The organism is Dactylosporangium sp. CS-047395, from assembly GCF_050942185.1.
Lineage (GTDB): Bacteria > Actinomycetota > Actinomycetes > Mycobacteriales > Micromonosporaceae > Dactylosporangium.
Genome location: NZ_CP192015.1, coordinates 7,809,667 through 7,821,825 on the forward strand (window position 1 = coordinate 7,809,667; position 12,159 = coordinate 7,821,825).

The 12,159-nt window shown below is 72.8% G+C and carries 9 protein-coding genes; 6 read left to right on the forward strand and 3 right to left on the reverse strand.

Features of this window, described 5'->3' with window-relative positions; genetic code table 11:
• Window positions 1-38 precede the first annotated feature (38 nt).
• The 3 genes from ACQP00_RS36820 to ACQP00_RS36830 are packed head-to-tail and all read left to right on the forward strand — an operon-like array spanning window position 39 to window position 4,336.
• The gene (locus ACQP00_RS36820) at window positions 39-1,616 is read left to right on the forward strand and encodes a DUF4331 domain-containing protein (protein WP_433204912.1); all 1,578 of its coding nucleotides are present in this window, start codon (window positions 39-41) and stop codon (window positions 1,614-1,616) included.
• Window positions 1,617-1,637: 21 nt separating this feature from the next.
• A complete protein-coding gene (locus tag ACQP00_RS36825; RefSeq protein WP_433204915.1) occupies window positions 1,638-2,918 on the forward strand; it encodes a tetratricopeptide repeat protein in 1,281 nt (426 codons plus the stop codon).
• Window positions 2,915-4,336, forward strand: coding sequence for a nickel/cobalt transporter (locus ACQP00_RS36830; RefSeq protein ID WP_433204919.1), 1,422 nt, complete (start codon window positions 2,915-2,917; stop codon window positions 4,334-4,336). The genes ACQP00_RS36825 and ACQP00_RS36830 overlap by 4 nt, the downstream gene beginning before the upstream one ends.
• A 111-nt stretch (window positions 4,337-4,447) precedes the next feature.
• Here the strand turns inward: ACQP00_RS36830 and ACQP00_RS36835 are convergent, their stop codons facing one another.
• Window positions 4,448-4,915, reverse strand: coding sequence for a hypothetical protein (locus tag ACQP00_RS36835; protein ID WP_433204922.1), 468 nt, complete (start codon window positions 4,913-4,915; stop codon window positions 4,448-4,450).
• On the opposite strand from ACQP00_RS36835, the gene ACQP00_RS36840 reads away from it, so the two are divergent.
• Window positions 4,906-5,868: a hypothetical protein gene (locus ACQP00_RS36840; RefSeq protein WP_433204925.1), complete on the forward strand. Its 963-nt coding sequence runs from the start codon at window positions 4,906-4,908 to the stop codon at window positions 5,866-5,868. The two genes, ACQP00_RS36835 and ACQP00_RS36840, sit on opposite strands and share 10 nt — an antisense overlap.
• A gap of 365 nt (window positions 5,869-6,233) precedes the next feature.
• Here ACQP00_RS36840 and ACQP00_RS36845 read toward each other — a convergent pair whose 3' ends face one another.
• Window positions 6,234-8,723 (reverse strand): ATP-dependent Clp protease ATP-binding subunit, encoded by a 2,490-nt coding sequence (locus tag ACQP00_RS36845; protein ID WP_433204928.1) that lies wholly within the window; start codon window positions 8,721-8,723, stop codon window positions 6,234-6,236.
• A gap of 199 nt (window positions 8,724-8,922) precedes the next feature.
• Here ACQP00_RS36845 and pcaD point away from each other — a divergent pair, with 199 nt between their 5' ends.
• Entirely contained in the window at window positions 8,923-9,690 is a 768-nt protein-coding gene (gene pcaD / locus ACQP00_RS36850; protein ID WP_433204932.1) for a 3-oxoadipate enol-lactonase, read from the forward strand.
• Here pcaD and glgA read toward each other — a convergent pair.
• Window positions 9,675-10,859 (reverse strand): glycogen synthase, encoded by a 1,185-nt coding sequence (glgA, locus tag ACQP00_RS36855; RefSeq protein ID WP_433204935.1) that lies wholly within the window; start codon window positions 10,857-10,859, stop codon window positions 9,675-9,677. The genes pcaD and glgA overlap by 16 nt on opposite strands.
• 61 nt (window positions 10,860-10,920) lie before the next feature.
• Between glgA and glgC the strand changes: the two genes are divergently transcribed.
• Window positions 10,921-12,156, forward strand: coding sequence for a glucose-1-phosphate adenylyltransferase (glgC, locus tag ACQP00_RS36860; protein ID WP_433204938.1), 1,236 nt, complete (start codon window positions 10,921-10,923; stop codon window positions 12,154-12,156).
• The last annotated feature ends 3 nt before the right edge of the window (window positions 12,157-12,159 follow it).

The window sequence follows — 12,159 nt, forward strand, 5'->3', positions numbered from 1 at the left end:
ACAGCCCGGGCCGCCACGGATGTGGGAGGACCACGCAGATGCGTTTCGCAACCGTCCTGCGGGCCGGCGCCGCCACGGCGGTGGCCGCCGGCGTCGCGCTGGGCGGCCTGGGACCGGTGTCCTCGGCCGCGTCGAGCCACCGGGAGGCGCCGCTCATCGCGGCCGACCCGTCGGTCGACAACACCGATCTCTACGCCTTCGTCAGCCCCGAGCGGGCCGGCTACGTCACGTTCATCGCCAACTGGCAGCCGTTCGAGGACCCCGACGGCGGGCCGAACTTCTACCCCTTCGCCACCGACGCCGCCTACCTCGTCAACGTCGACAGCGACGGCGACGCCAAGCCCGACGCGATCTTCCGGTGGACGTTCCAGAACGTCGACAAACGCGGCAAGAACACGTTTTTGTACGCCAACGGGCCCGTCACCTCGCTCGACGACGAGAACCTGCTGTTCCGCCAGACGTACACGCTCGAGTCGTCGTTCCACGGCGAGCCGTTCAAGACCCGGGTCACCGGCGCCCCGGTCGCCCCGTCGCGGGTCGGCCAGGCCACCATGCCCGACTACGCGAAGCTGCGCGCCGAGGCCGACAAGCGCCTGCCCGGCGGCTGGAACACGTTCGCCGGCCAGGCCGACGACCCGTTCTTCCTCGACCTGCGCGTGTTCGATCTGCTCTACGGCGGCGATCTGAGCGAGGTGGGGCGGGACACGCTCAAGGGGTACAACGTCAACACCATCGCCCTGCAGGTGCCCTTCACCGACGTCGCGCTCAAGGGCGACCCGAAGCGCAACCCCGTGATCGGCGTCTGGACCACCACCGAGCGGACCAGGACGCGCGTCACCGGCGGCGACATCCGCACGGCCGAGCGGGTCCAGGTCTCCCGGCTGGGCAACCCGCTCGTCAACGAGGTGGTGATCCCGGCCGAGCTCAAGGACGCGTTCAACGCGATCGGCCCGGACAAGGACGCCGGCATCCCCGCCGTCGTGCAGCGGGTCACCGATCCGGAGCTGCCCAAGCTCATCGAGAGCATCTACAAGGTCCCGGCCCCGGCCACACCCCGCAACGACCTCACCGAGATCTTCCTGACCGGCATCACCACCAAGGCCGGCGGCCCGATCAAGGCCGACCTGAACTCCCAGCTCAACAACGCGGACGTGAACGAGGCGAACTTCCGCCCGTCGGAGATGCTGCGGCTCAACCTCGGCGTCCCGGTCACCGCGCAGCCGAACCGGCTCGGGGTGCTCGGCGGGGACCTGCAGGGCTTCCCCAACGGCCGGCGGCTCACCGACGACGTCGTGGACATCTCGGTGCAGGCGGTCGAGGGGGCGGCGGCGACCGGCAAGCTCGTCGACGCCCTGGCCACCGGCGACAAGGTGGACGTGAACGACAACGCGTTCGGGCCGACGTTCCCGTACGTGGCACTGCCCAACGGCTCCCGTTCGGTGCAGGCCGCGTCGGCGCCCGCCGCGTCGCCGTCGACGGTGGCCATCGTGCCGTCCGCGGCGCAGTCCAACGACGGGATGACCGCCGTGACCGTCGGCGCCTCGGCCCTCGCGGCCGGGCTCGGCGCGACCCTGTTCGTCGGCTGGTGGCGGCGGCGCCGCTCGCCGCTGTCCTGAGCGGATGAGGAGGCGATCGCCGTGCGAGTACGCATGATCGTGACCGTGGTGCTGGCCGCCGCGCTGCTCCTCGGGCTGGGGGCGGTGGCCGGGCGCACCGGCGGTACCACGGAAACCGCTTTTGGCTCGTCCGACCGGCCCTCGGCGGGACTTCCCGCGGCGATCGCCGCCCATCAGGAGCGCCTGCGCCGCGTGCCGGGCGACTGGACCACCTGGGCCGCGCTGGGCTCCGCTTATCTGGAGCAGGCGCGGGCCACGGCCGACCCGTCCTTTTACCCGAAGGCCGAGGGCGCGCTGCGCAAGTCCCTCGAGGTGCGGGCCGGCAACCCGCCCGCCCTCGCCGGCCTGGGCGCCCTGGCCAACGCCCGGCACGATTTCACCGCGGCGCGGGCCCTCGCGCAACAGGCCCTGGCCGCCGACCCCTGGTCCGACACGGCCTACGGGGTGCTCGCCGACGCGGAGACGCAGCTCGGGCACCCTTTGCCGGCCACGGATGCGGTACAGCACATGCTCGACCTGAGACCGGGCCTGGCCTCGTACACGAGGGCGTCGTACGACCTGGAGCAGCACGGCCGCCGTACCGACGCGATGGACCTGATGCGCCGCGCCCTGTCCCTGGCCGTCGAGCCCGCCGACCTCGCCTTCTGCCACCAGCACCTGGCCGCGCTGGCCTGGGCGGCCGGGGACGTGGCGACGGCGACCTCGGAGATCACGCTGGGCCTGGCCGCCGACGCCACCGCCGCGGGCCTGTGGCAGCTCAAGTCCCGCGTGGACGCGGCCGCCGGCCACCTCGACCTCGCCCTGGTGGACCTGGAGAAGGTGGTGGCCCGCACGCCGACGGTCGACGCGCTGGTCGAGCAGGCCCGCATGCTGACCGCCGCGGGCCGGGACCCCTCGGCGACGCTGCGCCTGGCCGAGGCGGCGCACCAGCTGTTCGAGGCCAACGGCGGCGTCGACGACCTGGGCGCGTCCGCGCTCGCCCTGGCGGCCGGCCGCCCCGCGGAGGCCGTGCAACTGGCCCTGCGCGAGTGGGACCGCCGCCAGTTCGCCGAGGTCGCCGACGCGGTGGCGTGGAGCCTGCACGCCGCCGGCCGGTCCGCCGAGGCCCTGCCGTACGTCCAGCAGGCCGAAGCCCTCGGCCGGCTCGACCCGGCGGTGGCCTTCCACCACGGCATGATCGCGCTGGGCACCGGCGACCGGGCCACGGCCCGGCTGCAACTCCAACTCGCGCTGGCGCTGAACCCGCACTTCTCGCCGGTCGACGCCCCGGTGGCGGCCACAACCTTGGCGGGCCTGTCGTGAAGTGGGTCGTGGCGCTGCTGATCGCGCTGGGCGGCGTGCTGCTGCTGCCGGGCACGGCGTCCGCGCACCCGCTGGGCAACTTCTCGGTGAACCAGCTGGCGGCGCTGTCGTTCACCCCGTCCCAGGTCGACGTGGCGGTGACGGTGGACTTCGCGGAGCTGCCCACCCTGCAGGAGACGCTGACCGCTCCCACGGAGTGCGCCGCGTTCAACGCCGCGTTCGCGGTGCGGGTCTCGGGTTCGCCGCTGGTCTTCTCGGTGGTCTCCTCCTCGCTGGTGTACTCCGAGGGCTCGGGCGGCCTGCGCACCAGCCGCTTGTCGTGCGGCTTGTCGGCGCCGGCGTCGCTGTCCGCGCCTGCTCCTGTTTCGGTGGTCTCGCGCTACCGCGACGACCGGGTGGGGTGGCGCGAGCTGACGGCCACCGCCGCCGGGGTGCACCTTTCGGGTTCGGCGCTGCCGACCGCTTCGGTCACAGACGGCCTTCGGATGTACCCGGATGATCTCCTGAGCTCGCCGCCCGCCGTGCGGAGCGCGTCGTTCACGGTCGTACCCGGCGGCTCGACGGATGCCTCGGCGGCGCCTGGTGCTCTTGCCGGGGGGCCGTCGTGGCTGGTGCGGGCGGAGTCGGTGCTGCGGGGTTTCGTGGGGTCGCGCTCGCTCACGCCGTGGGTCGGCTTCCTGGCTGTGCTCTTGGCACTCGTACTCGGCGGCGCCCACGCGGCGCTGCCGGGGCACGGCAAGACGGTGATGGCGGCGTACCTCGCCGGCCGGCGGGGACGGCCTCGCGACGCCTTGGCCGTGGGCGCGACGGTGACCCTGACCCACACGGGCGGGGTGCTGGTGCTGGGGCTGCTGCTGACCACGGCGGCGGGCCTGGCGGGCGAGCGTGTCCTGGGCTGGCTGGGCGTGGTGTCGGGGGTCTTGGTGGCCGCGGTCGGCGTGGGGATGCTGCGCGCCCGACAGCGCTCGGGCATTGCTGCGGGTCACTCCCACGGGCACTCCCACGGGCATTCCCACGGGTCGGGTCAGCACCACTCCCACGCCTCGGATCACGGCCATTCCCACGCCTCGGACCACGGCCATTCCCACAACTCGGACGGCCCGAGCCGGTGGGCGATCGTCGGCATGGGCGTCGCCGGCGGCCTGGTCCCGAGCCCGTCGGCGCTGGTCGTGCTGCTGGGCGCAATCGGCCTGGGCCGGACGTGGTTCGGCGTGCTGCTGGTCCTCGCGTACGGAGCCGGGATGGCCGCCGTCCTCACCGCCGCCGGCCTGCTGCTGATCCGGATCCGCGACCGCTGGCAATGGCCGGCCCGCCTCAAACTGAGCCCCCGCCTGACCACCTGGGCCCCGAACGGCACAGCCGCCCTGGTCCTCCTGGTCGGCTCAGCCCTGGCGATCCGCTCCCTGGTAACCCTCTGACCGGGGCAGGCGCCGGGACCGGCGGAGCGGTATTGTGGGCTCGGGCAGCGCGCCTGCCCGAGCCTTACCGGCCGCCCACGCCGACCGGTCCCAAGGCCAAGAGTCCCCGACTCAGCGCACCGATTCGGTCAGCGCCCAACGCTGCCCGGCGGGAGACGATGCCGGTCCGATCGGTGCGAGCGTGGGTCGACGCCGGAGGACTCGAGATGGCCGACAACCCGCAGGACCCCACCCCACCCCACGCGCTCCCAGACGCCACGGATTCCACACCCCCACCGGAACCGCCGTCATCGCCGCCGCGGTCGTCGTCATCGCCATCGTCGCCGCCGGCATCGCCCTCGCCATCATCGCTGCGGTCGTCGTCACCGCCCGCGTCGCCCTCGCCTTCGTCGCCGCCGTCATCGTCGCCGCCGCCATCGTCGCGGTCCTCGTCGCTGCCCTCGCCATCGTCGTCGCCATCGTCGTCGCCGCGGTCGTCATCGCCGTCGCAGTCGTCGTCGCAGTCGTCGTCACCCCTGGCATCGCCGCCGCCATCGTCATCTCCGTCATCACCGTCGCCGTTGCCATCGATGTCGTCATCGCCGTCATCGCAGTCGCAGGCGCGGGGGCGGGCGAAGTCGCGGTCAGGGCGGGATCGGGCGCGTCGGCGGGCGGTACGGGCGCACGCCGCGCAGGCCGGGGTCGCCTACTCCATCGCCGCCCGGCAACTGGCCGCCGCCGCCCTGGCGCCCGGCGAGACCCTGGCCAACACGGGCCGCACGGTCTATCCGGCAGTGCTGTCCCACGGACGCTGGACCATCGTGGGCCGCGAGGCCCGCACCGCCGAGGCCAAGCTGGCCGCCACCCGGATCGCGGCACGCATCCCGACCGGTCGGGCCCGGCACCTGACCGACCGCTTCCCCACCGGCGAGATGTCAGGCCTGCCCTTCTACGGCGGCGAGTACCGGGCGGAGCTGCTGGCAATGGTCTATCTCGCCGTGGCCCACGAGAGCCCCGGCCTCGTCCCCGCTCCCCTCGACCTGGCGTGGACGGCCGAACTGGGCGAGGAGACCGCGGTCGACATCACCTGCTCCGACCTGGACCGAGCCGCCCGCGCGCTCCTGGCCGACGGCCCCGCGGCGCGGTGGCACCGGATCGACGGCGCCCTGGTCGCAGCCCAGCATCATGCGGAGCCCGCCACCCGGTACGCGGCCGACCTGCTGACCCTCGCCCACCGCCGCTTGTGCACCCCGACCGAGAACTACTCCGGCGACCCGATGGTCCAGCCGGCCCCTTGGCAGGGCGTACGCCAAACGCTCGACGCCCTCCTCATCGTCTCCGAGGACGGCCACGCCCCAGGCACCCGCGTCCGCCGGCCCGGGCAGCTGCCACACCGCGAGGGCACCATCCTCGGCGCACACTGGTCCGCCTCGGGTGCACCGACCGCCTACGACATCGCGTTCGACGACGACCAGACCACACGCCAGGTCCAGCCGTCCGACGTGGTGGTGCTACCCAACCAGGAGTCCGACGCAGCCGCCCTGACCTACTGACCCAACCCGACGCCGCCGCCCCGACCCGACGCCACCGCCCCGACCTCCTGACCCGAACCAGGAGTCCGACGCCGACCACGCCGACCCGCTGACCACGCCGCCCGACACGCGACACGCCAACTGCGCCGACCCGCTGACCACGCCGCCCGCCGCCCGCCGCCCGCCGCCCGGCACGCGGCACGCGCCGACCCGCTGACCACGCCGCCCGGCACGCGGCACGCGGCACGCGCCGACCACGCCGTCCGACACGCGGCACGCCGCCCGCGCCGACCGCGCCGAATCTCCTGACGGCGCGCCACTCTGGCACGGCGTTCGAGGGGAGGCGGCTGCCCGGGTGTTTGTGCCCGGGCAGCCGGGAGCGGTCGTCAGGCGGGGACTCGGGTCGGGGGCTCCGCGTCGATCGGGGCCGGCGTGACCGTGAACGTCAGGTGGGTGCCCGTGGCGTCGACGGTGATGTCGTCGCCCGGGTTCAGGGTTGCGTTCAGGAGACGGGTCGACAGCTCCGTCTCCAGTTCGCGCTGGACGGCTCGGCGCAAGGGGCGGGCGCCCAGGGCCGGGTCCGAGCCCGCCGTCGCCAGGTGCGAGCGGGCCGCGGCCGTCACCGACAGTGTGATGCCCCGCGAGTCCAGTTCCAGCGTGACCCGCAGCAGGTGGTGGTCGACGATCCGCAAGAGCTGGTCGGTGGAGAGGGCGTGGAAGACCAGCACGTCGTCGATGCGGTTGAGGAACTCGGGGCGGAAGTGGCGCTCCAGGTCGCGACCAATAGCGGTGGCCACGCCCGATGCGAAGCCGGCCGGGGTGGTCGCCGTGCCGAGGTTGGTGGTCAGGATCAGGACGGCGTGGCGGAAGTCGGCGCGGCGGCCCTGGGCGTCGGTCAGGTGGCCGTCCTCCAGGATCTGCAGCAGGGCGTTGAAGACGTCCGGGTGGGCCTTCTCGATCTCGTCGAAGAGGATCACCGAGAAGGGGCGGCGGCGGATGCGTTCGGTGAGCTGGCCGCCGTCGTCGTGGCCGACGTAGCCGGGAGGTGCGCCGATCAGGCGGGCAACGGTGTGGTGGTCGTGGTACTCCGACATGTCGAGCTGGATCAGCGCCTCCTCCGTGCCGAACAGGTGCTCGGCCAGGGCTTTGGCCAGGGAGGACTTGCCGACGCCGGAGGGGCCCGCGAAGATGAACGACGCCGTCGGGCGCTTCGGGTCGCTCAGGCCGGTGCGGGCCCGGCGGATCGCCGCGGCCACCGAACGCACTGCGTGGACCTGGCCCACCACCCGTTCGTGCAGCGCGTCCTCGAGGCCCAGCAGCCGGGTGGCCTCGTCGGCACTCAACGCGCCCACCGGAATCCCCGTCCACGACGCCAAAACCTGCGCAATCCGGTCACGGTCGACGACAACCGGAACCGGGCCCGACAAAGCGGACCCAGCACGATCACCCGGCAAAGCAGACCCAGCACGATCACCCGGCAAAGCGGCCCCACCACGGTCGCCCGGCAAAGCGGCCCCACCACGGTCGCCCGGCAAAGCGGCCCCACCACGGTCGCCCGGCAAAGCGGCCCCACCACGGTCGCCCGGCAAAGCGGCCCCACCACGGTCGCCCGGCAAAGCGGCCCCACCACGGTCGACCGGCAAAGAAGCCGCCAGAGCGGCTCTGGCGCCCGACTCGTCCAGCAGGTCGATGGCCTTGTCCGGCAGGCGCCGGTCGGGGACGTACCGGTCGGCCAGGTGCACCGCCGCGACCAGGGCCTCGTCCGTGTACGTCACGCCGTGGTGCGACTCGTAGCCCGCCCGCAGGCCGCGCAGGATCGCGATCGACTCCGGCACCGTCGGCGGGTCGATCACCACCTGCTGGAAGCGGCGGTCCAGGGCACCGTCGCGGCTGATGTAGCGGCGGTACTCGTCCGTGGTGGTGGCGCCGATGGTCTGCAGCTCGCCGCGGGCCAGCAGCGGCTTGAGCAGGGCCGCGGCGTCGATCGCGCCCTCGGCGGCGCCCGCTCCGACCAGGGTGTGGATCTCGTCGATGAAGACGATGACGTCGCCGCGGGTGCGGATCTCCTTGATGACCTTGCGGAGGCGTTCCTCGAAGTCGCCGCGGTACCGCGAGCCGGCCACCAGCCCGCCCAGGTCCAGGGAGTACACGCTGCGGCCGGTCAGCGACGGGGGCACGGCGCCGGCCACGATCCGCTGGGCCAGGCCCTCGACGACGGCGGTCTTGCCCACGCCCGGCTCGCCGGTGAGGATCGGGTTGTTCTTGCGGCGGCAGGTGAGGATCTGCACGACCCGCTCGATCTCGGTGTCGCGGCCGATCACCGGGTCGAGGGCCCCGTTGCGCGCGTCGGCGGTCAGGTCGTGGCCGAACTGGTCCAGGGTCGGGCTTGCGGCGCGGTCCGAGGACGAGGACGAGGACGAAAACGGCGGCGCGGCCGAGGGGTGGCCGGTCAGGGTGTCCATGATCTGGGCGCGCAGGGCGTTGGGCGAGGCGCCGAGGCGGACCAGGATCTGCGCGGCCGTGCCCTCGCCCTCCCGGACCAGGCCCAGCAGGACGTGCTCGGTGCAGACGTGGTTGTGCCCGAGCCGCAGCGCCTCGCGCAGGGCCAGCTCCAGGACCTTCTTGGCGCGGGGCGTGAACGGGATGTGGGCGGTCGGGGCGCTCGGGCCGAGGCCGACGATCTCCTCGACCTCGGCTCGGGCCCGGTCCAGCGTGACGCCGAGGGCGCGCAGGGCGGCGCCGCCGACGCCGTCGGGCTCCATCAGCAGGCCGAGCAGCAGGTGCTCGGAGCCGAGATAGTTGTGGTTGAGGGTGCGGGCGGACTCCTGGGCCAGCACGACGACGCGGCGGGCGGTGTCCGTGAAGCGCTCGAACATGGGGCATCGACGCCTTCCGGCGGGCGCCGAGACCTGCACCCGCCCTCGAACCGAAGGTGGATGCGCTGAGTCGAAGCCTCTTGACCGCCGGAACAAACCGCCGGCGGCGCGGGCAGGCGCGCTACCCGAGAACGACAATAACGCCACAACGGCGCCGCACCGTTAAGCCCACAGCGAAGCGAGGTGGTAGAAGGATCTCGTGACGGCAACGACGCTGTTCCAACGCACCGCGGGCCCGCTCGGCGCGCCCTTCCTGCTGCTCGGCGGGTCGCTGGGCAGCAACCTGGACATGTGGCGGCCGCAGCTGACGCGCTTCGGGGCCCGGCTGCGGGTGGTGCGCTTCGACCACCGCGGGCACGGCGGGTCGCCGGTGCCGGCCGGGCCGTACGCGATCGAGGAGCTCGGCCGGGACGTGCTGGCGCTGCTCGACCGGCTGGGCATCGAGCGGGCCTCGTACTGCGGCCTCTCCCTCGGCGGCATGGTCGGCATGTGGCTCGCGGCGCACGCCCCCGAGCGCATCGAGCGCCTGGTGCTGATCTGCACCTCGGCCCACCTGCCCCCGGCCGACGGCTGGCTGGAGCGCGCCCACCAGGTGCGCACCGGCGGGATGCAGCCGGTGGCCGACGCGGTCCTCGGCCGCTGGTTCACCCCGCTCTACCGGGCCGCGCTCCCGGCCCGGGTGGCGCCGTACCGGGCGATGATCGCCGCCTGCCCGGCCGAGGGCTACGCGGGCGGGTGCGAGGCGATCGCCGCCATGGACCTGCGCGACGAGCTACCGCGGATCGCCGCCCCGACGCTGGTCATCGCCGGGGCCGACGATCCCGCCACGCCACCCGAGCACGGCGAGCTGATCCACGCGCGGGTGCGCGACAGCCGCCTGGTGGTGGTACCGAATGCGGCCCATCTGGCCAACGTCGAGCAACCCGACGTGATCAGTCAGCTCATCACCGATCACGTCACCGACTGATAGACGGCGTGCGTCCGGTCGGCGATCGCGGCCCACGAGAAGTGGTCCACCGCCCGCTGCCGCCCGGCCCGCCCGAACGCGGCCGCCCGGGCCGGGTCCTCCAGCAGCGCGGTCATCGCCTCGGCCAGGTCGGCCTCGAACCTGGCGGCGTCCAGCGGCGTGCCGGAGCCGTCGGCGACCTGCTCGATCGGGACCAGCAGCCCGGTCTCGCGGTCGGCCACCACCTCGGGGATGCCGCCGGTCGCGGTGGCCACCACCGCCGTCTGGCAGGCCATCGCCTCCAGGTTGACGATCCCCATCGGCTCGTAGATGGACGGGCACACGAACAGCGTCGCGTGCGTGAGCACCTGGATGACCTCGCGCTTGGGCAGCATCTCCTGCACCCAGACGACCCCGGACCGGCTCGCCTTGAGCTCGTCGGCCAGCGCGGTCACCTCAGCCGCGATCTCGGGCGTGTCGGGTGCGCCCGCCAGCAGCACCAGCTGGACGTCCGGCGGCAGGTCGCGGGCCGCCCGCAGCAGGTACGGCAGGCCCTTCTGCCGCGTGATCCGCCCGACGTACACCACGCTGGGTCTGTCCGTGGCGATCCCGAGGCGCTCCAGCACGTCGGTGGACGGGTCCGGAGCGTACTGGGCGGTGTCGATGCCGTTGTAGACGACGTGCACCTTGTCGGGGTCCACGTCGGGGTAGGCGCGCAGGACGTCGGCCTTCATGCCGGCCGACACGGCGATGACGGCGTCGGCGGCCTCGATCGCGGTCCGCTCGCACCAGGACGAGAGCGCGTAGCCGCCGCCGAGCTGCTCGGCCTTCCACGGCCGCAGCGGCTCCAGGCTGTGCGTGGTCACCACATGTGGTACCCCGTGCAGCAGTTTCGCCACGTGCCCGGCCAGGTTGGCGTACCAGGTGTGGCTGTGCACGAGGTCGGTGCCCGCGCATCCGGCGGCCATCTCCAGGTCGACGCCCATGGTCCGCAGCGCGGCGTTGGCCCCGGCGAGCCCGGCCGGGTCGGCGTACCCGATCACGCCGGCCTCGCTGCGGGGCGCGCCGAAGCAGTGCACCCGCACGTCCAGCGGGAGGTTGCGAAGCTCGCGGGCGAGATACTCCAGATGCACGCCGGCGCCGCCGTAGACGTCCGGCGGGTACTCTCGAGTCAGCAGGTCTACACGCACACCCAAACACTAATTGCTGTTCGTCTGGCGCAACACGCCGGACACGTTTAGCGTCTGGCCCATGGCTGCCAAGAACGTCCTCGCGATCGTCCTCGCCGGTGGTGAGGGCAAGCGGCTCATGCCCTTGACCACGGATCGCGCCAAGCCCGCGGTGCCGTTCGGCGGCATCTACCGCCTGATCGACTTCGTGCTGTCCAACCTGGCCAACGGCGGCTATCTCAAGATGGTCGTGCTGACCCAGTACAAGTCGCACTCGCTGGACCGGCACGTCACCAAGACGTGGCGGATGTCGACGCTGCTGGGCAACTACGTGACGCCGGTGCCCGCGCAGCAGCGCCTGGGCCCGCGCTGGTTCGCCGGCTCCGCGGACGCGATCTACCAGAGCCTGAACCTCATCAACGACGAGAAGCCCGACTACGTCATCGTCTTCGGCGCGGACCACATCTACCGGATGGACCCCGAGCAGATGGTGCGCCAGCACATCGAGTCGGGCGCGGCCGCCACGGTCGCCGGCATCCGCCAGCCGCTGTCGACGGCCGACCAGTTCGGCGTGATCGAGGTCGGCGAGGGCGGCCGGCAGATCAGCGCGTTCCGGGAGAAGCCCAAGGACGCGATCGGCCTGCCCGACGCGCCGGACGAGATCTACGCGTCCATGGGCAACTACGTGTTCACCACCGACGCGCTCATCGACGCGGTGAGCCGCGACGCGCAGGACGCCTCCAGCAAGCACGACATGGGCGGCAACATCATCCCGTACTTCGTGGAGAAGAACGACGCCGCCGTGTACGACTTCAGCACGAACATCGTGCCCGGCAGCTCGGAACGCGACCGCGGCTACTGGCGCGACGTCGGCACGCTGGACTCGTACTACGAGGCCAACATGGATCTCATAGCGGTGCAGCCGGTCTTCAACCTGTACAACTTCGACTGGCCGATCTTCACCGGGAACACCCCGTGGCCGCCGGCCAAGTTCGTGCACGGCTGGGGCGAGCGGGTCGGCCGCGCGATCGGCTCGATGATCTCCCCCGGCGCCGTGATCTCCGGCTCGCTGGTGGAGAACTCGGTCGTCTCCCCCAATGTGAAGGTCCACTCGTGGGCGCACGTCGAGGGCTCGGTGCTCATGGAGGGCGTGGACATCGGGCGGCACGCCGTGGTGCGCAACGCCATCCTGGACAAGAACGTGATCGTCCCCGAGGGCGCCGAGATCGGCGTCGACCTCGAACGCGATCGGCAGCGGTTCACCGTCTCCGAGGGCGGCATCGTGGTCGTGGGCAAGGGGCAGCGGGTCGAACCCTGACAA